22 protein-coding genes and 3 pseudogenes are annotated in these 22,494 nt (G+C 57.4%); 15 read left to right on the top strand and 10 right to left on the bottom strand.

Going from position 1 to position 22,494, the window contains the following annotated elements; translation table 11 throughout:
* The first annotated feature begins 24 nt into the window (after nucleotides 1–24).
* The 6 genes from D8779_RS01810 (at nucleotide 25) to D8779_RS01785 (ending at nucleotide 5,900) form a co-directional block, all read left to right on the top strand.
* Nucleotides 25–624, top strand: coding sequence for an HvfX family Cu-binding RiPP maturation protein (locus D8779_RS01810; protein WP_136662762.1), 600 nt, complete (start codon nucleotides 25–27; stop codon nucleotides 622–624).
* 227 nt (nucleotides 625–851) lie between these two features.
* Nucleotides 852–2,189 carry an OprO/OprP family phosphate-selective porin gene (locus tag D8779_RS01805; protein WP_136662761.1) on the top strand — a complete coding sequence of 446 codons (1,338 nt, stop codon included), beginning with the start codon at nucleotides 852–854 and terminating at the stop codon, nucleotides 2,187–2,189.
* A gap of 87 nt (nucleotides 2,190–2,276) precedes the next feature.
* On the top strand, nucleotides 2,277–3,194 hold the full coding sequence (locus tag D8779_RS01800; RefSeq protein ID WP_136662760.1) for a ParB/Srx family N-terminal domain-containing protein: 918 nt from the start codon (nucleotides 2,277–2,279) through the stop codon (nucleotides 3,192–3,194).
* A 120-nt stretch (nucleotides 3,195–3,314) separates the two neighbouring features.
* Nucleotides 3,315–4,439 (top strand): GNAT family N-acetyltransferase, encoded by a 1,125-nt coding sequence (locus tag D8779_RS01795; RefSeq protein WP_205895773.1) that lies wholly within the window; start codon nucleotides 3,315–3,317, stop codon nucleotides 4,437–4,439.
* A 103-nt stretch (nucleotides 4,440–4,542) separates the two neighbouring features.
* On the top strand, nucleotides 4,543–5,022 hold the full coding sequence (locus D8779_RS01790; protein ID WP_136662758.1) for an REP-associated tyrosine transposase: 480 nt from the start codon (nucleotides 4,543–4,545) through the stop codon (nucleotides 5,020–5,022).
* Between the two features lie 137 nt (nucleotides 5,023–5,159).
* Entirely contained in the window at nucleotides 5,160–5,900 is a 741-nt protein-coding gene (locus D8779_RS01785; protein ID WP_205895772.1) for an MgtC/SapB family protein, read from the top strand.
* 44 nt (nucleotides 5,901–5,944) lie between these two features.
* On the opposite strand, the gene D8779_RS01780 is transcribed toward D8779_RS01785, so the two are convergent.
* Genes D8779_RS01780 through D8779_RS01770 form a run of 3 tightly spaced genes read right to left on the bottom strand, consistent with a single transcriptional unit; the run spans nucleotide 5,945 to nucleotide 8,264 of the window.
* Nucleotides 5,945–6,499: a peptidylprolyl isomerase gene (locus tag D8779_RS01780; protein WP_136662756.1), complete on the bottom strand. Its 555-nt coding sequence runs from the start codon at nucleotides 6,497–6,499 to the stop codon at nucleotides 5,945–5,947.
* Between the two features lie 12 nt (nucleotides 6,500–6,511).
* Nucleotides 6,512–7,324, bottom strand: coding sequence for an alpha/beta fold hydrolase (locus D8779_RS01775; protein WP_136662755.1), 813 nt, complete (start codon nucleotides 7,322–7,324; stop codon nucleotides 6,512–6,514).
* A gap of 13 nt (nucleotides 7,325–7,337) precedes the next feature.
* Nucleotides 7,338–8,264, bottom strand: coding sequence for a PA3225 family LysR-type transcriptional regulator (locus tag D8779_RS01770; RefSeq protein ID WP_136662754.1), 927 nt, complete (start codon nucleotides 8,262–8,264; stop codon nucleotides 7,338–7,340).
* A 283-nt stretch (nucleotides 8,265–8,547) separates the two neighbouring features.
* On the opposite strand from D8779_RS01770, the pseudogene D8779_RS20975 reads away from it, so the two are divergent.
* From D8779_RS20975 to rarD, 3 genes and pseudogenes are all read left to right on the top strand, one after another.
* Nucleotides 8,548–8,658, top strand: a pseudogene (locus D8779_RS20975) (3-phosphoglycerate kinase); the annotation flags it as partial.
* Between the two features lie 355 nt (nucleotides 8,659–9,013).
* On the top strand, nucleotides 9,014–9,613 hold the full coding sequence (locus tag D8779_RS01760; protein WP_136662752.1) for an FMN-dependent NADH-azoreductase: 600 nt from the start codon (nucleotides 9,014–9,016) through the stop codon (nucleotides 9,611–9,613).
* 220 nt (nucleotides 9,614–9,833) lie between these two features.
* Nucleotides 9,834–10,730 carry an EamA family transporter RarD gene (gene rarD, locus D8779_RS01755; RefSeq protein WP_136662751.1) on the top strand — a complete coding sequence of 299 codons (897 nt, stop codon included), beginning with the start codon at nucleotides 9,834–9,836 and terminating at the stop codon, nucleotides 10,728–10,730.
* Nucleotides 10,731–10,779: 49 nt separating this feature from the next.
* Here the strand turns inward: rarD and D8779_RS01750 are convergent, their stop codons facing one another.
* Nucleotides 10,780–11,184 (bottom strand): anti-virulence regulator CigR family protein, encoded by a 405-nt coding sequence (locus tag D8779_RS01750; protein ID WP_136662750.1) that lies wholly within the window; start codon nucleotides 11,182–11,184, stop codon nucleotides 10,780–10,782.
* A 61-nt stretch (nucleotides 11,185–11,245) separates the two neighbouring features.
* Nucleotides 11,246–11,899 carry a 7-cyano-7-deazaguanine/7-aminomethyl-7-deazaguanine transporter gene (locus D8779_RS01745; protein ID WP_136662749.1) on the bottom strand — a complete coding sequence of 218 codons (654 nt, stop codon included), beginning with the start codon at nucleotides 11,897–11,899 and terminating at the stop codon, nucleotides 11,246–11,248.
* A 263-nt stretch (nucleotides 11,900–12,162) separates the two neighbouring features.
* Between D8779_RS01745 and D8779_RS01740 the strand changes: the two genes are divergently transcribed.
* A complete protein-coding gene (locus D8779_RS01740) occupies nucleotides 12,163–13,515 on the top strand; it encodes a DEAD/DEAH box helicase (RefSeq protein ID WP_136662748.1) in 1,353 nt (450 codons plus the stop codon).
* 244 nt (nucleotides 13,516–13,759) lie between these two features.
* Nucleotides 13,760–14,050 (top strand): annotated as a pseudogene (locus D8779_RS20725) (DUF1294 domain-containing protein); the annotation flags it as partial.
* A 3-nt stretch (nucleotides 14,051–14,053) separates the two neighbouring features.
* On the opposite strand, the gene D8779_RS01730 reads toward D8779_RS20725, so the two are convergent.
* The gene (locus tag D8779_RS01730) at nucleotides 14,054–15,034 is read right to left on the bottom strand and encodes a zinc-dependent alcohol dehydrogenase family protein (RefSeq protein WP_136662746.1); all 981 of its coding nucleotides are present in this window, start codon (nucleotides 15,032–15,034) and stop codon (nucleotides 14,054–14,056) included.
* Nucleotides 15,035–15,193: 159 nt separating this feature from the next.
* Between D8779_RS01730 and D8779_RS01725 the strand changes: the two genes are divergently transcribed.
* Nucleotides 15,194–15,916: a substrate-binding periplasmic protein gene (locus D8779_RS01725; RefSeq protein ID WP_136662745.1), complete on the top strand. Its 723-nt coding sequence runs from the start codon at nucleotides 15,194–15,196 to the stop codon at nucleotides 15,914–15,916.
* A 31-nt stretch (nucleotides 15,917–15,947) separates the two neighbouring features.
* On the opposite strand, the gene D8779_RS01720 is transcribed toward D8779_RS01725, so the two are convergent.
* Entirely contained in the window at nucleotides 15,948–18,170 is a 2,223-nt protein-coding gene (locus D8779_RS01720; protein ID WP_240789667.1) for an LTA synthase family protein, read from the bottom strand.
* Between the two features lie 218 nt (nucleotides 18,171–18,388).
* The gene (locus tag D8779_RS01715; RefSeq protein WP_205895771.1) at nucleotides 18,389–18,577 is read right to left on the bottom strand and encodes a hypothetical protein; all 189 of its coding nucleotides are present in this window, start codon (nucleotides 18,575–18,577) and stop codon (nucleotides 18,389–18,391) included.
* Nucleotides 18,578–18,898: 321 nt separating this feature from the next.
* Here D8779_RS01715 and D8779_RS01710 point away from each other — a divergent pair, with 321 nt between their 5' ends.
* From D8779_RS01710 to D8779_RS01700, 3 genes and pseudogenes are all read left to right on the top strand, one after another.
* On the top strand, nucleotides 18,899–19,741 hold the full coding sequence (locus D8779_RS01710; RefSeq protein ID WP_136662742.1) for a CvfB family protein: 843 nt from the start codon (nucleotides 18,899–18,901) through the stop codon (nucleotides 19,739–19,741).
* Between the two features lie 345 nt (nucleotides 19,742–20,086).
* Nucleotides 20,087–20,419: an IS66-like element accessory protein TnpA gene (gene tnpA, locus D8779_RS01705; RefSeq protein ID WP_136662741.1), complete on the top strand. Its 333-nt coding sequence runs from the start codon at nucleotides 20,087–20,089 to the stop codon at nucleotides 20,417–20,419.
* A 337-nt stretch (nucleotides 20,420–20,756) separates the two neighbouring features.
* A pseudogene (locus D8779_RS01700) lies at nucleotides 20,757–21,203 on the top strand (IS66 family transposase); the annotation flags it as partial.
* Nucleotides 21,204–21,320: 117 nt separating this feature from the next.
* Here the strand turns inward: D8779_RS01700 and D8779_RS01695 are convergent.
* Entirely contained in the window at nucleotides 21,321–21,779 is a 459-nt protein-coding gene (locus D8779_RS01695; RefSeq protein WP_136662740.1) for a GtrA family protein, read from the bottom strand.
* Entirely contained in the window at nucleotides 21,780–22,493 is a 714-nt protein-coding gene (locus D8779_RS01690) for a class I SAM-dependent methyltransferase (protein WP_136662739.1), read from the bottom strand.
* Between the last annotated feature and the right edge of the window lies 1 nt (nucleotide 22,494).

Below are 22,494 nucleotides of genomic sequence, written 5' to 3'. Positions count from 1 at the left end.
TAACGCCGACCTGTGGAGATGCGCATGTTGACCTTCTTTAATCGCCTCCAGGATGCCCTGGACGCTACTCGCCGCTTGGATTTTATTGGCCCCCTGCTGCTGCGCTTGTATCTGGTGCCGGTGTTCTGGATGGCCGGCACGCACAAGCTGGCGGATATCGACGCCACCGCCGCCTGGTTCGGCAATCCGGATTGGGGCCTGGGTTTGCCATTCCCCGAGCTGCTGGCCTGGGCCGCGGCCTTGACCGAGACGGGCGGCGCGTTGTTGTTGCTGTTCGGCCTGGCGGTACGCTGGATCAGCATTCCATTGATCGTGACCATGCTGGTGGCGATCTTCGCCGTGCACCTGCCGTTCGGTTGGCAGGCGATTGCCGATGCGTCGGCACCGTTTGCCAATGAGCGGGTCATGGCGTCGGTGGAGAAAGTGGCGCGTGCCCGCGAGCTGCTCAAAGAGCATGGCAATTACGACTGGCTCACCAGCAGCGGCAAGCTGGTGGTGCTGAACAATGGCATCGAGTTTGCGGCCACTTACCTGATTATGTTGGTGGCGCTGTTTTTCAGCGGAGCCGGGCGCTGGCTAAGCCTGGATTACTGGCTGAGCCGAGCATTGCGTCGCCAGTCTTGAGCCGAACACGGCCCGTCGCCGCAAGGGTGCGGGCCGCTGGTAAAGCCGCGACCTAGAGCGGTTTTTACTACTTATAGGCAAAGGAAGTAAAAAGTTCCGTTGTAATCAAATATTTATATATCAGCAACTGCCCTGAAATATCCCGCCGCCAAGATTCCCTCCAGCACGAACGAGCCCCAGCGCTCGGGTGTTTTCAACACTTAAACGTTCATTCAGAGGAATCTTCGATGATCCGTAAGCACAGCTTTCGTGGAGTAATGGCCGGCTTCGCAACCAGCGCTCTGGCCCTGGCCGTTTCCGCCCAGGCTTTCGCCGGTACTGTCAGCACTGACGGCGCCGATCTCGTGATCAAAACCAAGGGTGGCCTGGAAGTGGCCACCACCGACAAAGAATTCAGCTTCAAGCTGGGCGGCAAGCTGCAGTGGGATGCCACCAACTTTGACGGCTTGCAGGCAGCCGATCAGAACAACCCGTTCGATGACACCTTCAACACCTACATCCGTCGCGGTGAAATCGGTCTGGAAGGTGTGGCGTATAAGGACTGGGGCTGGGGTGTTCGTTTGAGCTATGACGGTTCTGCCGATGGCGCAGAGACTGCCGTTGACCGTGCTTACATCACTTACACCGGTCTCGATCTGGCCACCTTCACTGTTGGCCGTTTCGGTGTTGACTACGGCCTGGAAGGCACCACCAGCTCGTCGTGGATCACTGCCATCGAACGTCCATTTATGTATGACTTCCTCCACGGTGACGAGGATGCTCAGTTTGGTTTGAACGTTAAGCACTCTGGCGACAACTACGGCCTGATGGCCCAGGTTGCGACCTACGATGACAGCGATAACAACAACAACTACGACTCCGATGACAACGACGAACTGTTCGGTTACACCCTGCGTGCTCACTGGGCTCCTTACCTGAACGGCACTGACGTTGTTCACTTGGCCGCCAACTACCACGACAGCAGCTCGGACGATGACCGTGCGCGTGCCCGTACCCGTATGGGTATCCGCAGCGACAACGATTTCCGCCTGACCTTCGGTGATGTGCGCGTCGCAGATCAAGACAGCGAATGGTTATTGGAGTCGGGGGCTCAGTTCGGTGGCCTGCGCGGCCAGGCTGAATACTTCCAGCGCAGCATTACCGGTGAGAACCTTGTCGGTGCTGATGCCGATGTGGACATGAGCGGTTATACCGCGCAGGTTTCCTACATGTTCGGCGCCGCCCGTGGCTATAAAGGTAGCGACGGCAAGTGGGACAAGCCGACCGATATGAAAGGCACCTGGGAAGTCTTCGCTCGCTACGAAAACACCACGATCGACTCTGATGCGACCGCCATTCCAGGCAACCTGGGTCTGGCCGGTATTGTGGCGGCGGATGCCAGCGATGAGTTCGAAGCCAGCGCTGTGGTGGTGGGTGTTAACTACTTCGCCACTCCGGCGGTACGTATGAGCCTGAACTACATCGATTACCAAGTGGACAATATCGACACTACCCGTCAGGTCGGTGGCGAGAATGTGCAGGACGACGGCAAAGCCATCGTTGGCCGTCTGCAGTACGTGTTCTAAACAATATTGCTCAAACGTTGCTCCTATCTTTGAGCCCCGCCTTGTGCGGGGCTTTTTTTCGCCGGATTGTTTGTGGAGAGACAGCTGATGCACAGCGTTGTTGTGTTGCTATTGATGCTGGGGTTGAGTGCCAGCGTACTGGCCGAGAACTATCGCAACGCCAAACCGGGAGACTTGCTGCAGGTACGCCTTGAGCAATTGCACCCGACTCAGGCGGTGGTGGGCTATGACCAGATCTATTACAAACTCGGACGCTTTAGCAAAGAGCCGAACAAGCGCTTCGATGAGTACTGCGAGGCCAATGGTCAGGGCGAAAGCCGCGCGGTACCGAAGGGCGCCAATCTGCATCAGCCGGACAGTTTTAGTTGTCAGGGCGCAGTGGCTGCAAACAGCAGCGAGATGAAAACCGTGGTGGTCGGCCCCGAGGGTCAGCTGTACCTGACCGATGGTCACCACACCTTCACCACGTTGTGGGAGCAACCGGGCGGTGGGGCCCAGCTGCAGATGTGGGTTAAGGTCACCGACAACTTCAGCGACAGCGCGGATTTGACCAGCTTCTGGCAGCGCATGCAGGCCGCGCGCAAGGTCTGGCTCAAGGATAGCCAGGGGCAGGCGATCAGCCCTGAGCAGATTCCGGCGCAGCTTGGCTTGGCCAACTTGCAGGATGATCCTTACCGCGCGCTGGTGTATTTCACCCGCGAGGTGGCCTATGACAAACCACGCTCGGGCGACGTAGCTCCGGAGTTTCTTGAGTTCTACTGGGGCAATTGGCTGCGCGGCCAGCTCAAACTGAGCGAGTACGACCTGCGTGACAAAGGCGACTACCGCGACGCGATTGGCGCTGCGGCCAAGCTGATGGTCGCCTTAGCAGCCGACAGCCCGGTGGGTGACAGCGGCTTCAAGGCACGCGAGCTGGGTGGTTACACCTCTATCGATCGCAAGGAAATGGGCAAGATGGCCAGCAAGAAGTTGGCCTATATGATTGCCTTCAAAGCCACGCGCTAGTAGACGGCTGAAAAACTACCGGCCTCGGCTAGGTTTTTCACGGCCTGCCAGTAAAGCCAAGGCAGCATCAAAGCGTGCGTCTATATATAGTGCTGCCTTGCCTGACTCGCCGAGCTGCCGATGTTGCTGACCCGCTTCGATTCCATCCATGAAATTGCCGCTAGCCAGTGGGATGGTCTGCTGACTGCGGCGCAGCCGTTCTTGCGCCATGGTTTTCTGTCGGCCTTGGAAGACAGTGGCAGCGTTGGCGGGCGCACGGGTTGGCAGCCCGCCCATGCGGCGCTGCTCGGTGAGCCGGGCCAGTTGCTGGCAGCCATGCCGGGCTATATGAAAAGCCATTCCTACGGCGAGTACGTGTTTGATCACGGCTGGGCCGATGCTTGCCACCGTGCGGGTATCGACTATTACCCCAAGCTGCTCGGCGCAATTCCCTTTTCCCCGGTAACTGGCCAGCGCTTACTGGGTGCACCGCTGGCGGCCGGGCAGTTGCTCGATGAATTGACCCATAACTTGGTGGCGCAAGGCTTGTCGAGTTTGCACATCAACTTCACCACGTCGGCCGAGGATGCGCTGTTGCAGGGGCGCGAGGGCTGGTTGCAGCGCCTGGGCTGCCAGTTTCATTGGCGCAACCGCGGTTATCGGGATTTTCAGGATTTCCTCGATGCGCTCAGTTCGCGCAAGCGCAAGCAGATGCGCAAGGAGCGCGAGCAGGTGGCGGGGCAGGGCATTGAGTTTGAGTGGCGCGAAGGCCATCAACTGAGTGAGTTGGAGTGGGATTTCGTTTACCTCTGTTATGCCAACACCTACCGCGTGCGCGGCCAATCACCGTACCTGACGCGCGCCTTCTTCAGCCTGCTGGCTGAGCGCATGCCGGAGATGATTCGCGTGGTGTTCGCCCATCAGGCCGGCAGGCCGGTGGCCATGGCCTTTAGCCTGATCGGCGGCGACAGCCTGTACGGGCGCTACTGGGGTTGCCTGGCGGAGTTCGACCGGCTGCACTTCGAGACCTGTTTCTACCAGGGCATGGACTACGCCATCGCCAATGGCTTGCAACGCTTCGATGCAGGCGCCCAGGGCGAGCACAAACTGATTCGCGGCTTCGAGCCGGTTATTACCCACTCCTGGCACTACCTCTGCCACCCCGGTTTGCGCGCGGCCGTGGCGGACTTTCTTGCCGAGGAACAGCACGGCATCCGCGCTTATGCCGAACAGGCCTGCGAGTTGCTGCCGTATCGCCAGAACTGAGATTTTTCACGGCCATGGGTCGTTCCTACAGAAACCGCGTGTTGTAAGTCTATCCTCGATGTAGGAGCGGGCCATGCCCGCGAATTTCTTAAGGGGAACGCTTATGGACGAGCGTTACAGCTACAAAAAAGCGCCAGGCCACGCGGGCTTGCGTAGAGGTCGTGTTTCTCTGAGCAATACGGTCTATTTGATCACTACAACCAGCGAAAACCGCGAATCGTTGTTTACCCACTTTCCTGCGGCCTGCGCAGCCGCGCGTTGTTTTGAAGACGCCGCCTTGCTCAGAAGTAGCCGCATGCTGGCTTGGGTGTTGATGCCGGATCATGTGCACTGGTTGCTTCAGCTTGGAGAGGCCGACAACCTCGGCGATGTGGTTAGTCGGCTCAAGTCCGCCAGTTCCCGCCACAGTAATCGGACCCTGGGTAGAACGGGGCCACTCTGGTCGAAAGCTTTTCATGATCACGCCCTGCGCGAAGAGGAAGACCTGCAAGCAGTCGCCCGTTACATCGTTGCCAATCCTCTGCGTGCGGGTTTGGTCAAGCGGATCGGGGATTATCCGTTCTGGAATGCCATCTGGCTTTGATCTTGTTCCGCGCTGGTTGGCGTACCCAGAATTTTTTCGCGGGCATGGCCCGCTCCTACAGGGCATTCGCCCCGACGCGCAGTTTGTTGGGGCGGCAACTACGCTCAGGGCATATCCGCTGCTGCGCGAGGTGTGTCGTGAGTGTATTGGCCCTGCTTGATGAAATTTGGCTGCTGCCGGGCGTAGCGGTCAACCTGACCCTGGTTATAAATATGCTCGGCGCGCTGCTGCTCGGCCTCCTGGTGGGCTATGAGCGCTCTTACCATGGGCGTGCGGCGGGGATGCGTACCTATGGCATGGTGTGCATGGCGTCCTGTGCGCTGACGGTGTTGTGTATTTACCCCCAGCACTGGCTGGGTGATCACTCATTGTCCAGCGTCGACCCGACACGGGTGATTCAGGGTGTGGTGACCGGCATCGGCTTTCTCGGCGCTGGTTTGATCATGAAAGACGGCATGAGTATCAGCGGCCTGACCACGGCGGCCTCAATCTGGGCATCGTCGGCGATTGGGGTGCTGGTGGGCGTCGGCTTTTACGGTGCGGCTGTGCTGCTCAGCCTGATTTCCGCCGGGTTGATGATGTGGGGCGCCAAACTGGAAGCTCGCTTGCCGTCGCGTCCGGCGCTGGCGATTGTGCTGCGTTTTATTCCTGGTTATGTCCGCCCGCATGAGGCGCGCTTACGCGAGATCGCTCGTGAGCGCGGTTATGTCATTGCCAACGGTTCGTTTGCTGTGAGTTTTGAGCAGGGGCAGTTGGAGTGGCGCTTTGTCGCCGTCGCCGTGAAGGGGCAGCAGAGTGCGCGGATCAATGACATGGCCGATGAGCTGGCGCAGTTGGAGGGGGTGGCGAAGTTTCAAATGGCCCATGCGCGTAATTGAGTTGCGTCTGGCTGGATAGCTGACTACCCAGCCAGGCGCTGGGGTTACAGGCGTTTAGCGGCGGTGATCAACACCGGTTCACGCGGTACATTTTGATGGCCGCCAGTGTTGGCGGTGGGTACCTGGGCGATCTTGTCGACCACATCCATGCCTTTCACCACTTTGCCGAACACCGCGTAACCGAAATCACGCGAGCCGTGGTCGAGGAAGGCGTTGTCTTTGTGGTTGATAAAAAACTGGCTGGTGGCCGAGTCGCGTACCTGGGTACGGGCCATGGCCAGGGTGCCGCGCACGTTGTGCAGGCCGTTGTCGGCTTCGTTCTTGATCTGCGCCTGGGTCTCTTTCTGCTGCATGTCGGCATCGAAACCACCGCCCTGCACCATAAAACCTGGAATTACCCGGTGGAACTGAGTGCCGGCGTAGTAGCCGCTGTCCACGTAGCTGAGAAAGTTGGCGGTGCTGATCGGTGCTTTCTCGGCGTCGAGTTCGATCTCGATTTCGCCGAGGCTGGTGGTCAGCAGCACTTTCGGGTTTTCTGCAGCCAGCAAGCTGCCGGCAAACAGGATGGAGCAAGCGGCGAGGGTCAAGGTTTTGAACATACGTGGGCGTCCTTATTGTGGGTGGGCAGTGGTGGCGGCCTGTTCGACTTCGCTTAGGAAAGCCAGCAGGCTGCTGTTGAATTGGTCGGGTTGGTCCAGCGGTGTGGCGTGGCGCGAATCTTCGATTACCAGCAGGCGCGCATTGGGCAGTTCGTCAACATACGCCTGCTTCTGCGCCACCGGGGTGTAATCGCGATCTGCCGTGATCACCAGGGTCGGACAGCTGATGCGCGCCAGGCGTTCCCGCACGCCCCAGCCGATAATCGCATCCAGGCTGGCCAGGTAAGCGCGCTTGTCGTTTTGCGGCCAGCGCGCCAGGATTTTCTGCCGAAGTTCTTCCTGCTCCGGCTTGGGAAACAGCAGTTTACCCAGGGCTTTGGCAATAGTGTCTAGGCTGAGCAGGCGTGACAGGCTCCAGCGTTTGACGATCTCAATGTAGTCGCGCGGGCTTTTCGCCTTCACTTCCGGGCCACTGTTGACGATGCACAGGCTCTTCAATAGTTCGGGGCGATCTACGCCCAGCTGAAAGCCGATCATGCCGCCCATGGAGATGCCTACCAGATGCACCGGCGCAAGTTGCAGGTGCTCAATCAGTGCCGCCACATCCTCGGCAAAACCCTGAATGCTGTAGCGCTCGCGAGGTTTATCCGAACGACCGTGACCGCGTACATCAAGGGCAATTACCCGGTAATGGCGAGCCAGTTCAGGGATCTGGTATTCCCAGTCGCGGGTGCTTGAGCCGAGGCCGTGCACCAGTAACACCGGTGCACCGTGACCGTATTCTTCGTAGTGCAGTTGGCAGCCGTCGTAATCGAAAAATGACATGTACAGGTTCCTCTCAAGCGGAGGGCAGGGGAGCAGCAAAGGCTGCATGTAAAGGTGCCGCATCGAAGCGTTGGATTAACTCAACCAAAATCTGTGTGGCTGGGCCCAGCGGTTTGTCCTTGTTCGAGTACAGGTAGAACAGCGGGTTACGGCTACCACCGTGATCCAGTGGTAGGGGCTTGAGCAGGCCGTCTTTGAGTTCACGCTCGATCAAGTGGCGGGGTAACCAGGCAAAGCCCAGGCCGTTGCTGACAAAGGTGGCGGCGGTGGCCAGGCTGCCGACGGTCCAGCGCTGTTCTGCACCCAACCAGCCGACATCGCGCGGTTGTTGCCGGCCGGAGTCGCGAATGACCACCTGCATTTGGGTTTCCAGGTCCTGAAAGGTCACGACCCGCTGCAGGCGGTGCAGCGCATGGTCGGGGTGGGCTACGGCAATAAACTCCACGGTGCTCATTTCCGCACCGAGAAAACCGGGAATGTTTAGTGCGCTGATGGCCAGGTCGGCCATGCCATCTTTGAGCACTTCTTCTACGCCGGACAGCACCTCTTCGCGCAAGCGCACTCGGCAGCCGCGGCTTTGCGGCATAAAGGCGGTCAGTGCGCGCACCAAACGGGCGTTGGGGTAAGCGGCATCCACCACCAGGCGCACTTCGGCTTCCCAGCCCTGCTCCATATGGTGAGCCAGGTCTTCCAGCTGGCTGGCCTGTTTGACCAGTTGCCGCGAGCGGCGCAGCAACACGTCGCCGGCTTCGGTCAATACGGCTTTGCGCCCGTCAATGCGCAGCAGCGGTACGCCCAGCTGTTCCTGCATGCGCGCCACGGTGTAACTGACTGAGGATTGCGAGCGATGCAGGACGTCAGCAGCCTGGGCAAAGCCACCGTGGTCGACCACGGCCTGCAAGGTGCGCCATTGATCGAGGGTTACGCGGGGAGCCTTCATATTCAGTTCCTGTGCTCGCTCAAATTCCGATGTGCGATTGACCAATCAGCCAACCTAACCGGCCGCCGAATAACAACCAGCGTCGGCCGTGCTGCGTTAAAAACAGGCTCGACAAACCGCTTGCGGCTAACGCGTTTTAGCGCGGCCCGAAGGCCGAGTGAAACGAGTAATGCTCATATAGAGCTATAAACTCCGCGTTCTTGCATGTCTTACTGTTGTTTGGCCTGCCTCGCCTAGGTTTTCAACGGCCTGCTAGACTGGCCGTCTTTTGCCGGAGACTGCCCTGATGAAAAAACTGTGTTGCGCGTTGCTCGCCTGTTTGCCGCTGACCGCGATGGCCTACCCGATTGAGCTAGAAAAGCAGCTCAACGGTGCTGAAGTATCGGCCACCACCCAAGAAATCGATCACAACATGGGTGCTGTGCAGCTGTACAACTATGGTCGCCGCGATGCCAAGTGCACGGCGGTATTTCGCAACGGTCCGGAAGCGCCACGCACCCGCCAAGTCAGCCTTGTTGCAGGTGAAAGTAACAACCTGTCGATAAAATTCGGCCGCAGCATCATCAAGCTAAGGGTCCAGCTGACCTGTGAGCCGGTGTGATCAACAGCAGTGTCAGAGACTAAGCCTGGCACTGCTGTAAATCAAATTATTCGATTGGTTTGCGCAGTTATTTACGCTTTTTAATCGATTTTAGTGCTTATATTCTGTGCCCATCGACACTCATTAACGCTTCGATGGAGCACGCAATATGGCTAATGTCCTGGTAATTGAAAGCAGCGCCCGCCAACAAGGTTCGGTTTCGCGTCAGCTCACCGCGCAATTTATTGCCAACTGGTCGGCTGCCAATCCGGCCGACTCGATCAAGGTGCGCGACCTCGCGGTTGATCAGGTGCCACACCTAGACGCTAACCTGTTGGGCGGCTGGATGACCCCGGCCCTGCAGCAGAGTGAAGCGGAGCAGGCTGCTCTGGCGCTGTCCAACCGGCTGACCGACGAGTTGCTGGCCGCCGACGTGCTGGTGCTGGCCGCGCCGATGTACAACTTCACCATTCCCAGTACCCTGAAAGCCTGGCTTGACCATGTACTGCGGGCGGGTGTGACCTTCAAGTACACCGAAACCGGCCCGCAAGGGTTGCTTAGCGGCAAGCGCGCGTTCGTGCTGACCGCCCGTGGTGGCATCTACGCCGGTAGCGGCCTGGATCATCAAGAACCCTACTTACGCCAAGCACTGGCCTTCGTCGGCATCCACGATGTCAGCTTTATCCATGCCGAAGGTCTCAACCTGGGCGGTGAGTTTATGGAAAAAGGCCTGAGCGAAGCCAAGGCGCAATTGGCTCAGGCCATCTGATTCACTCGCTGTAAATAGCTCTCCTGGTGTCCGGCGCTCCTGGACGTCTCTGCCCGCTCTGCTGCTGCCGAGCGGGCTTTTTTATGCGTGCTAATTAAGGTGCCGCCTCAGGGACTTCGACTGTACGCGTGTTTAAGTGGGCAGCTGTGTCGTTTTCAGGCTGGGGTCTGAGCGCCAAGCCAGGCAAGATGCTGGGGTCTGATTGAGTTGGGTGAGTGTGATGCAACTGTCTGGGCGCGGTGTCGCGTTATCGATTATCGCCTCGGTGCTGTTTGCCCTGGTGCCGGGCTATGTGCAGCTGTTGGCGCCGCTTGACGGGATGCAGGTGTTTGCTCAGCGGGTGCTCTGGTCGCTGCCAGCGGTGTTATTGCTGGTCACCTTGTCACGGCAGTGGCCACTGGTGCTGGCGGCTTGCGCTCGGGTACGGCGTGAACCGTTGTTGCTGGCCAGCCTGCCACTGGCTGCTTTGTTGATGGGGATTCAGTGGGCGTTGTTTGTTTGGGCGCCGCTGGCTGGGCGCATGCTGGAAGTGTCGTTGGGCTACTTCCTTCTGCCATTGGCCATGGTGTTGGCCGGTCGGGTTTTTTATGGCGAGCGGTTGCGGCCGTTGCAGCGGTTGGCTGTGTTCTGCGCCTTGCTTGGGGTGGCCCATGAGCTGTGGCTGACCCAGGCTTTTTCCTGGGTGGTGATGGTGACGGTGCTCGGTTATCCGCCGTATTTCATGCTACGCCGCTGGATGCGCCTGGATGCCTTGACCGGCTTTACCTTCGAGATGCTGTTTATGGCGCCGGTGGCCATCGGGCTGGTGTTGCTGTGGGCTCCACCGCAGTTGTTCAGCCAGGCGCCGCAGTTGTGGTGGCTGCTGCCTGGGCTGGCAATACTCAGCTCCCTGGCGTTTGCCGCGATGATGGCGGCCAGCCGCCTGCTGCCGATGGGCTTGTTCGGCATTCTCAGCTATGTCGAACCGGTCCTGCTGTTTCTCGTGGCCTTGCTGTTTCTTGGCGAGCAATTCAACAGCGCGCAATGGCTGACGTATCTGCCGATCTGGCTGGCCGTGCTGCTCGTGGGTTGGGACAGTGCGCGCCTGCTGATCAAGCAGGCGCGACAGGGGTTGTAGACCTAGTGAGTCAGCCGCTACCTGGCGTGGGCAGGTGTGTTGCTGCGCTTCAGTCGAGTACGTGATCAAGGATTTCGTAGATCAATCCGCTGGCCAAAGCGACAAGCACCATGTCGGTGCCAGCCTGACGCCATTCGTAACCGTCGTAGTGGGGCAGCTTCCCTAGCAGGCGATTGTCGAGGCGTTTGGCAATACCCGGTGGCAGTGGCTTGCCGCGTGCCAGGTTTTTGCGAATACCTGGCGGTAAAGGCTGGGCGGGGGCGATTAGGTCGCGGTTGTTGCCGAGGAGGATGCGCACTTGACCAATGTCGATGCTTGGCCCGCGCAGATCGATGCGCACCTCGCTGTCATCACCGTGTTTGTTGGGTTTTTCATGTTTCGGTGCGGCGTAGGCGCTGGAGAAGCTGAGCGCGAGGCTAAGGCCGACGATTAACACGGGTACGGAGCGGGACATGGCGTGCCTCCAGATTAAATGCAGGTATGGAGGTTGGAGGCCCGCCTGGCGTTAATGTTCCTCAGGCCGCACGTTCTTTGGGCGCGAGCATGGTTTTGAGGATGGCGTTAAGCAACATGCCGTATAGCGGTACAAACAGCAGCAGGCTGACGCAGAGCTTAACGGCGTAATCGACCGTGGCGATCTCTACCCAATGCTCGGCCATAAACGGGTTGCTGCTGTTCCAGAATGCCACCGAGAAAAACGCGAAGGTGTCCAGCAAGTTGCCGAAAATGGTCGACACGGTCGGTGCCACCCACCACAGCGATAAGCTGCGCAGGCGATCGAATACCTGGATGTCGAGTACCTGCCCGAGCACGTAGGCGAGGAAGCTGGCGATGGAGATGCGCAGGACGAACTCGTTGAATGCCAGCAGGGCGCCGAAGCCGCGAAAACTGGCCTCTTGGAACAACACGGAGACGATGTACGAAATCAACAGGGCCGGCAGCATCACCTGGGCGATCACCAAGCGCGCCGTGCGTTTGCCGAGCAAGCGCACGGTCAGGTCGGTGGCCAGGAAAATAAACGGGAAACTGAACGCGCCCCAGGTGGTGTGCCAGCCGAACACGGTGATTGGCAGCTGCACAAGGTAGTTACTGGCGATGATGATCAGGATGTGAAACATCACCAACGCCACGAGCGCCAGGCGCCGGCGTTGTGAAGAAATGAGTGGCATAACAGGACCTTTTTGCTGGATGGGGTTAGGGAACCCATGCTGTTCGGGATTGAGCAGCGGCGCGCATTCTACCGGCGCAACGCGGTGCTTGAGTAGCGGGCTGACGGGAGGTGTCGATTTGCGCCAGGGTAGCGCCGTTTTAGCCCCCTGTCGGGAGGTGGCGGATTAGGCTACAGACGCCGTTAGCCAGGCCGTTCGGGCTTTTAGCCGGCAGAACCGGTAATCTATGCAGCTGATTTGCTGATTTTTGTCGAGGTATACCCGTGTTTTCCCAATTCGCCCTGCATGAACGCCTGCTTAAAGCCGTGGCTGCGCTGAATTTTGTCGAGCCCACCCCGGTGCAATTAGCGGCCATTCCGCTGGCGTTGCAAGGCAAAGACCTGCGGGTTACCGCGCAAACCGGTAGCGGCAAAACGGCGGCTTTCGTATTGCCGATGCTCAATCGCTTGCTTGGCGATGGCGCTTCTTCGCCGCGCATGAGTGTTCGCGCGATGATCCTGTTGCCGACCCGTGAGCTGGCGCAGCAAACCCTTAAGGAAGTCGAGCGGTTTGCCCAGTTCACCTTCCTCAAGGCCGGGCTGATCACCGGTGGTGAGGACTTCAAAGTACAGGCGGCCATGCTGCGCCGTGTGGACATTCTGATCGGCACGCCGGGTCGCCTTATTGAACACGCTAACGCCGGCAATCTGCTGCTCAATGAAGTTGAGGTGCTGGTGCTCGACGAAGCTGACCGCATGCTCGACATGGGGTTCACCGATGATGTGCAGCGGTTGTCCGAGCTGTGCAATGCCGACCGCCAAACCCTGCTGTTCTCCGCCACCAGTGGCGGTGCCGGTTTGCGTGAAGTGGTCGGCAAAGTGCTGAAAGAGCCTGAGCATTTGCAGGTCAACAAGGTTAACCAGCTTAATGAGGGCACCCGTCAGCAGATCATCACCGCCGACCACAACCATCATAAAGAGCGTCTGGTCGACTGGCTGCTGGCCAACGAAACCTACGAGAAGGCGATCATCTTCACCAACACCCGGGTCCAGGCTGATCGTCTATACGGCAAGTTGGTGGCCAAGGAATACAAGGTCTTCGTGCTGCACGGTGAGAAGGACCAGAAGGATCGCAAGCTGGCCATCGACCGTCTCAAGCAGGGCGCTGTAAAGATTCTGGTCGCCACCGATGTGGCGGCGCGCGGCCTGGATGTCGACGGCTTGGATCTGGTGATCAACTTCGATATGCCGCGCTCCGGCGACGAATATGTACACCGTATTGGCCGTACCGGCCGTGCGGGCGCCGAAGGTCTGGCGATCTCGCTGATCTGCCATAACGACTGGGCGCTGATGTCGAGTATCGAGCGCTACCTCAAACAGCGTTTCGAGCGCCGCAATATCAAGGACATCAAGGGCATCTATCAGGGCCCGAAAAACCTCAAGGCTTCTGGCAAAGCAGTCGGGCCGAAGAAAAAGAAAATCGATCCGAAAACAGGCAAGAAGATTGTTGCGAAAAAGCCGGCCGCCAAAGCGCCGAGCAAGCGCAACACCATCAACAAGCCCAAGGCCGATGCGCCAGCCTTGGTCAGTCAAGACGGCCTGGCTCCTTTGAAGCGCCGCGCGCCAGCCGCCGAGTAACGCGATGGGGCGTTGGCTATGCTGGCTTGCTGCGCTGTTTATTGCCGCGCAGGCCCAAGCAGCGGTGCAGAAATGTATGCAGCCTGACGGTGTAGTGCTTTACACCGATCAGCCCTGCAGCATCGCGCACAGTAACCTGGCCTTAAGTGTCAGCCATTACGCCGATTACCCACCGCTACTGCAGGGCATCGCAGCGCTCTGGCACGAGCGTCTGCAACCGCTTTTGCTGGGTGTTGAGGCGTTGCCGTTACTGGCGGCTGTCTACGGGCTGATGAGCCTGATCTGCTTTTTCGCCTACTACCGTGACAAACAGTTTGCGATTAAGGGCCTGCAACGCACGCCCGAGGCGCGCCTGCATCTATACGAGGTGTTAGGTGGCTGGCCAGGCGGTTTGCTGGCGCAACGTTTGATTCGTCACAAGAACCGAAAGTTGAGTTACCAACTGGTGTTCTGGTTGATCGTGCTGCTGCATCTGGCCCTGGCGGGACTGGTGCTGTGGCTGACGACGGCGGGTAACCCGCCGTCGTCAGGCTAAGACTTACTTCGGTACGATCAAGATTTTGCCATCGCGCTCACCGCTGGCGGCGGCCGCTACCGCTTGCTTGATCTCGCTAACGTCATAGGTAGCCGCCACACGGGTGTGTAGCTTGCCGCTGGCAATCAGCTGTACCAGCTCACCAAAGACCTTCATCTGCTCGGCCTGGCTGGCGTTCTGGAACCATTTTGCCAACCAAAAGCCGCGCAGGCTGACATCGCGGAAGACGAAGGACGATGGCGACACCTGACACGGCTGGCGGCTCATCATGCCGTAATTGACCAATACACCCCCCTCGCACAGGCTGGCTGCCAGATGATCGGTGGCTTCGCCGCCCACCGCATCGATCCCTAAACGCACGCCTGCACCCTCTGTGGCGGCGCGTACGCGCTTGGCCAGGTCTGGGCCGTCGACCAGCACCACGTCGCCACCTTCAGCCTCAACGCCTGCAACGGCCGACTCACGGCGCACCACGTTGATGGTCTTGAAACCGCGAAGCTTCGCCAGTTGGATCAGGTAGCTGCCAACGCCTGAGTTGGCGGCATTCTGAATTACCCAGTCACCGGGTTTGAGATCGACGAACTCACTGAGCATCAACGAGGCGGTGGGCGGGTTGACGGTCATCATCGCCAGTTGCTGAGGATCGGCTTCCGGCAGGGGGATGAGCTTATTGGCGGGTGCATTCAAATGGCTGACCCATGTGCCGCAACCCACAGGGAGCAACACCATTTGCCCGGCCTTCAGGTTGCCGACCTCGGCTCCTAACGCCTCGACCCGACCGACGCCCTCGTTACCGCCGATTGCGGGTAGCGGTGGCAGCATGCCGTACTCACCGGTAAGGGTGAGTACATCGGAAGGGTTGATGGGGGCGGCCAGCACTTTGACGCGCACTTGGCCTGCGCCAGGTTCCGGCAGTTTCAGCTCGACAGCGGCAATCACGTCATGAGGTTGCGGGCCGCGTTGTTGGTATTCGGCTTTAAGCATGAAGGCTCTCCAGTGTGCATGAACTAACTCGGGTGGGAGGAGTCTAGCTCTGTGCGTGCCCCAGGCGACTAATTCGGATTAATCGATCTCAGTGATACAGCGGTGCAGAGCGGGGGCATAGCCGGCTATGCTGGGTGCTGGTTCAAGTTGGGTATGGCCATGAAGTGGGTGTGGGTCTTTTTTCTCTTAGCGTGCAGCCTGGCGTCATCGGCGCAAAACTTGCGCGTCGGCTTTGGTACGCACAAGCCGCCTTATATCTTCGAGAATGAAGCTCGTGGGCTGGAGTACGACATCGTGATGAGCGCGGCACGGCGCGGCGGCATGACGCCCGAGGCGCATTATGCGCCGATGGAGCGTCTCAATCGGATGCTACGCAAAGGCCAGATCGACGTTATTGCCACCACTAATGAGCGCAGCGGTGGCGCTATCTTTTATTCGGATGTCTATATCCGCTATCAGAATGTCGCTGTGGCCTTGCGCTCAAGAAATTTGGATATTCAGCGCATCAGTGATCTGGCGCAGTTCTCGGTGAATGCTTTTCAGCGAGCACGTTTTATTCTGGGTAGCGAATACCAAGCCATGACCGAAGCCAACCCGCACTACCGCGAGGAGGCCTATCAGATTGCGCGCAATCGCATGCTCTATAGCGGGCGGGTTGAGGTGGTGGTGACGGATATGCGCATCCTGCGTTACTTCAATCGTGAGGTTTACACCCAGGTCGATGTGACGCAGCCGCTAACGCTTTATCCAATTTTTGCCGCCACAGACTACAAGCTGGGTTGCCGTGAGCAGGTCGACTGCGAACGTTTCAATCAGGGCCTGGCGGCCCTTCGCGAAAGTGGCGAGTACACCGCTATTGAACGCCGCTACGCCATGCACTGACGACCGCGCCTGACCATCAGTGCAATACCGCTTATGGGGTGGGGGCCACTGCGTCGAGGCCTTCTTGTGCGGCCAGTAGCTTTGCCGCTGCCTCCAGCGGTGTGCTGCTGACGCTGAAATCGACAATTTCGATGGCGCCCTGGCCCTGGCCGAGCAGGTGGAAGGAAAACGCCTTGCGCGCTGCCGGGTTGTCGAAGGTGAAGCTGATTTCGACAGGCTGATCACGGGTCAATAGCGGTAACGCTGGGATTGCGAGGTCTACGTTGCGGTCGTATTCCTTGGTTTTCAATTGCAGCGTGGCGCCCTGTTTATTCATGTGCAGGGCACGAATTTTAAGGGTTACCGTCGTTTGGGTGTCGGCTCCCAGGGTTAGGTACTGCGCGCCCACCAAGTTGTCTGCCCAGTCATCGCTGGCGTTGGGTTTGAGTTTGATGGGGCGTGTGTTGGCAAATTGGTAGCGTTGTTCAGCCTGGCCGTTGCTGAGGGACTGGTCGAGCAAACCTGCACGCTGGCTGATCAGGCGTGCAGGTTTGCCGCTGAAGCGGCCCAGATAGCGCGCGCTGTCAGCAATAAAGCCAGGGCTGGCGTAACGCCGGCAAATATTCTGGAAGTCGCACTCGGTCAGCGTGCCCTGGCCGTCATGCTGGCGCAGTAGGCCGTTGGTGTAGGAGATGATCTCGCGGCCAGTGGTGTAATCGCGCAGCAGCGAGCGCCCGGCAATAGTGGCCGGTACCGGGAAGGCGAAGTAGTCGAGTACCGATGCGGTCAGGTCAACGTGGCCGTAAACACCTTGCTTGCGCGCAGGCAGCTTTGCTTGCTCGGGTGCTAACAGCAGGTTAAACCCCCACGCAGAAGCAAGCCGCACGTTTTCCAGCCCGTGGGATTCGTCCGAGGTGACAATCACCAGGGTGTCTTTCATCACGCCTTGTTTGTCTAGGGCGGTGAGGAAGTCGGCGACGGCATCGTCCAGGTAGGCAATCGCGGCCAGCTTGGCATTAGGCTGGCGGTCTAGGTATGCCTGAGGTGCGGAATAGGGTTGGTGAGTGCCCACTGTCAACAGCGTGAGCATCCAGGGCTGACGCTTTTTACGCAGTTGCTGCACGTAGCCCAGGGCGCCTTCGAAGTAGGCCTTGTCGTCCATACCCCAGGGGAATTCGATATAAGGCTTATTCTTGAACCAGTCACGGCCGAGGGTCTTGTCGAAACCCATCTGCGGCATGATCTGGTCCTTGGCCATAAAGCGCAGGCCGGCCCCTTGGAGGAAATGGGTGCTGAGGCCGCGTTCACGTAATTGTGCAGGCAGGCACTGCGCGCTGCGCGCGGCGTTATTGAGCAGCTCGACGCCTTTTGGCGTGCCAGAGTCGAGCTTGTTGTAATCGCCGCAGAGCATGGCGTAGAGGCCGCGAATGGTTTGGTGGCCGTGTAATACGTAATCGGTGGTGAGCATGCCGCGCTCTGCCCACTGGCTTAGGCGTGGCATCGGATCTTGGGTATAGCTGCTGCCGATGGCCTGGCGGCTGGCTTGCAAGTAGGCGCCGGTGACACCTTCCAGGGTAATAATCAGCACGTTGCGAGCGCTGCCAGCCTGCTTAAGCAGGGGCGTACCGCTCAGGTCGAGTTGGTTTAGGCCACTGATGTCCGGTGGGCTACTGGGTTCATCCCCCGCCAGCCAGTCAGCCAGATACTGTTGCCCGCTATTGCTGCTTTCCGCCAAGAGTTTGTGGGGCAGGTTGAACTGCAGCCATTGGTCTGCTTCGCTGGGTCTGTACTGCTGACCAATGCTGTGCGCGGTAAACAGTGAGAGGGGCAACAATAGCCAGGCCGGCGAAAGTGGCGCGGCGCGGGATGGTGTTTGCCAGGTGCGCAGGCCCAAGTAGAGCGCTAGCAGCAGAGCCAAAGCTAGACCCAATAAGGGTTGACTCAAACCGCCGCCCTGGGTCGAGTGACTGATAAATTGAGCGTCACTCAGGTAATGCAAGTCAGCGGGTTCTGGCATGCGTCCCACGGCGATAACCAACTCGGCCGTGCTCAGGGTAAAGATGCCCCAGGCCAGCAGCAGGGGAAGGCTCAGCAACCAGGACCGTTGATGCAGGGCAATCAGCAACACGCTGCCGATTGCCAGGTCAGACAGGTAGCCATAAGCGTTTGACCAGCCCAGGGCATAGCGGCTGCACAGTGGCAAGATCAGTAACAATAAACTGAGGGTGAACAGGCTGCTGGAAGGGTGTCGCAGCCACTTGCAGGTAACGCGCACGGGTACTCCTGGGGCTATTGCCATTGTTCAGCAACGGCAATGCCGAATCAGCCGCAAAATGCGGGCTGACATGATTCTGAAACAAGGTTGTGCTAAGCGCCAGAGGGCGGTGCGCAAAAGGGCAAAACAACTGTGTTGGAAGAGGGGTGGTGAAAGTGGTTTATGCGCTGGCCAGCGCCTTATCATTGCGAGCAAAACGCTGCATGGCCAGAGGGGTGTTACTTTTTGCCGATGGTGATCTGCTTGGTCGTGCCATACACCTGGCCGCTGACGCCTTTGGCAATTTTCTGAATTTCCCCGCCGGATTTCAGAAAGGCTTCGATCTGGGCGTCGATCGAGGCGCTGGTTTCCACGGCTGGAGCCGGCTTGGGTTTACTGTTGGATGCTTTTACGCGCATGACGGCCATTAACCTATTTAAAAATTAATTTGGCCGCGCATGATACTCGAAATACTTGACAATTTCTTGATAAATAAAGGCCGAATGTAAATATATGCGACGAAATTATTTGATGAGTCGCTTAGGTAATTGTCCGGTATGTCAGTAAGTAATTGTTTTAAAAGCGCTCGGCAGTGGATTGCGGATGCGCGTGTCAGGTTTTCTGAGTATTTATCCGCTGGTCGAATTGCTCGTGTGCGGGTCAGGTAGATCAGTCGAGATGGCCGGTAGGCCGAGAAATCCAAGGGCGATTCGGCTAGAATGCCGGCCTGGTAATGAGGGTAGGGCATCATGGCTGTAATTGGACGAATGAATAGTTTGCAGGTCGTGAAGCACACCGACTTCGGCCTGTACCTGGACGGCGGCGCGGATGGCGAAATTTTATTGCCTAAACGCTATATCCCGAGCGATACCCCAAGTGAAGTGGAAGACTGGTTAAACGTCTTTATTTACCTGGACAGTGAAGACAAATTGATTGCCACCACTGAAACGCCAAAAGTCCAGGTGGGTGGTTTTGCCAGTTTGAAAGTTGTGGATATAAACCGGGTGGGCCTCTTCCTTAATTGGGGTTTGCCGAAAGATTTATTGCTGCCGCACTCCGAAGAAAAGCGTCCGCTGCAGGTGGGCGATTATTGTGTGGTCCACGTATTTCTCGATAAGCGCAGCAAGCGTATAACCGCGACCGCGCGCTTGGATCGTTATCTGGATATCGTGCCGGCGAATTACGTGGCGGGCCAAGAAGTTGACCTGCTGGTGGTTGAACCTACTGACATGGGTTTCAAGGCCATTATCAACGGTAAGCACTGGGGCCTGATCCATAAAAATGAGCTGTTCAAGTTCATGCGCGGCGGTATGCAGGAAAAAGGCTTTATCAAGGAAGTGCGCGCCGACGGCAAGATCAGCCTCAGCCTGCAGCCGGTTGGTCAAGAAGCGGCCAGTAGCTTGGGCGAGCAGATCTTGGCCACGTTGCGTGAGCATGGCGGCGTACTCAAGGTAAATGACAAAAGCTCGCCGGAAGAAATTGCCGGGCTGTTTCGAGTCAGTAAAGGCAACTTCAAGAAAGCCATTGGCGGTCTGTACAAGCAGGGGCGCATCGTGATCCACGAAGACCGTATCGAGTTGCCCAGCAAGTAAGCAACGTTCTATGTATACGACTCACTGCATTGCACAAGCAGTGAGTCGTATGTCTGCAATTGGTTTGGGGTGTACGCTTGAGTTGTGCGCCAGTTGGTGGGTTGCGCCATTTAAGAAGAGCTTGCCGGTGTAGCTCAGTCGGAAGAGCGGCGCACTCGTAAGCGAAAGCCGCAGATTCGACTTCTGCCTCTGCACCAGTAAAATAAAAGCTTGCTGCGATACGTGCTTTTTCGGTTTTGGCGTGTAAGCGTCCGGCCAGCACACCTACCTGATAGCGTCGTCTAAGGCGATGGTGTCACCTTAACTTAGGTGGACACCATTTTTAGCCTTTTTAAGAGGACGCTCATGCAACAAGAACGCCGTACCTATTCCAAGTCCTTCAAGGCCCAAGTCATTGCCGAGTGCGCGCAGTCCGACATCTCGATTGCCAATGTCGCCTTGACCCACAACCTCAATGCTAATCTCGTTCATAAATGGATTCGGCTGTATGCGCAGAAAAACCTGACTCTGCAAACCGCCTTTATCCCGGTCAAGACATCAGCGCCGTCGCCGGCCCATCTGACCATGCCCGCCACGATACGAATCGAGGTGCCACACCAAAAAGGCGCTGTTGTTGTCAGTTGGCCGGCAGAACATGCCGCCGCGTGTTCCGCGTTCGAGCGAGACCTGCTGCGATGATTCGCATCGACGCCATCTGGCTCGCCACCGAGCCCATGGATATGCGCGCCGGCACCGAAACCGCGTTGGCATGAGTGGTGGCAGTGTTCGGTGCGGCGAAGCCGCACTGCGTTTACCTGTTTGCCAATCGCCGCGCCGGTTAAACCCAGGTAAGCTTTACTGGCCAGGTATTCGCCATGGCTCGGAGATGGAGTTGGGGCCGAGCAACTTTAAGCTTTGGTGCTCGGTCTGCCTTGGCAATGCGTCGGGGCTAATGGTGCGATCACGTTGCTTTAAAACGTTGTAATTAGCTCCTGGCGTACTGCCGCCAATGCTCTGTCTTGGTAAAATCTACGGCATGACTTCCTCGCCCAACCTCGCTCAAATGACCTCCGAGCAACTGCGTGTACTCGCTGCGCAGTTGCTATCGCAGGTCGACACAATGGGCAAAAAAATCCACCGCGACCAAACCGTCATCGAGCAGCCCAGCCACAAAATCGCACTGCTTAAACGGCACAAGTTCGCCAAGCGCAGCGAGCAACTGAGGCCTGATCAGGGCAGCTTGCTCGACGACCTGCTTATTGCTGACATTGCGGCTATCGAGGCTGAGTTGAAGGCGCTTAACCCGGCTGCTGCGACGGCTGAACCGCGTCAACAGCCCAAGCGTGCAGCCTTGCCGCCGCAGTTTCCGCGCACCGTTATCCGTTATGAGCCAGAAAACCCCCAGTGTGCGTGCGGCTGCCAGCTTCAGCGCATCGGCGAAGACGTCAGCGAGAAGCTCGATCACACACCAGGCGTGTTCACATCAAGCATGTAATGTTTTGCAGGCTGAGGTCATGGGCGCGACCGACTTGAATAGTAGTGAGCTCCTCGCGCTGAGCTCGGTCAAGCGAAGTAACGGAAAGGTCAGCCATTTTTATACTCAGCTTTTTTCGTCTCGCTTGATTGTGCTAGGGTATGTCCAGATACTGTGCAGTACAAACGTAAGTGTAGGGACGATTAAAATCACTCCGACTAAACCTAATAGATAATTCATTTCAAGCTTTTGTGCGGCCCAAGCTATGCCTACAGAAGTGAAAAAGCCCACCATTGATACGCAAATGAATTTATAAAATGTGTGTCTCTGTAGTGGTTGAGAGAAGCTCCACTGGGTGTTGATTGTATAGGACGCCATGGTGGCGATGATAAATGCAACGCCATTTGATAATGGCGGTGAATTCAGAAATAAACCCACCATAATCCAGACGATAAATACATGTAGTGTGGTTGTAAGCAGGCCCGTAGCGCAAAAGCGGAGCACCCTTTTTTTTGTATAATTTTTGCCAGTCACCCCGCTGTTCCCCTCCTCACCCCCGTAGATATATTGAGAAAATTCTTTCATCTATCTTTTTTGCGCAACGCAAAATACCGAAAGACCGGCGATCCGGTTAAAAGCCATAAAGGATAGTTCAATTGTGCAGATGCCTTTCATGATGGAGTTGATCAAGTGGCTATGTTGTGTCAGTTGCGATTTTCGCGCTCTGTCTTTCGATTTATGGCGGTCAGCCAGTCGAAGGGCGGCAGCGATGGGGAAGACGCACCCGAAAAAGTATGCGCTTTTTTTCAAGTCCAATCCACATGCGCTTACAACTACCTCAAGTTGCTGCAAGGTATAGCGGCGTTTGTGTTCCAGAAAATCGTCGTGTCCACTCCATAGAAATTGAAATGCGGGTACGGTTATCAAAAACTGAGTTCCTTTGGGGACTTTCTCGACGTATTCCTTCAAGAGGCCAATATCATCGTCAACATGCTCAAGCACGTCCATGAGCATAACTAACTCGGCATCGATTGAGTCTACGGTTTTTCGCAGGAATATCGGTTTCTCCGCGTAGGTCTCGTCCGTTTCATGTTCATAGCTAATGTCAATGCACCATGCTTCCTTAGCTGCAGTGTTTTTAAGCAAGTATTTTGAGAAAAAACCTGAGCCTGCGCCAACATCTAGGATTCTATTAGCTGGTGTTTTGCTGAGGAATTTTTTCACGGCTTTTGCTTTTGAGTTGTAATACCAATGGTCACTAATATCATCGCCAAGAATTTCTGTTTCTTTAAGGTCCATA

The organism is Pseudomonas leptonychotis, from assembly GCF_004920405.1.
GTDB lineage: Bacteria > Pseudomonadota > Gammaproteobacteria > Pseudomonadales > Pseudomonadaceae > Aquipseudomonas > Aquipseudomonas leptonychotis.
Note: the sequence above shows the minus strand (reverse complement) of the source record. Positions and strands in the feature narration are given on the sequence as shown.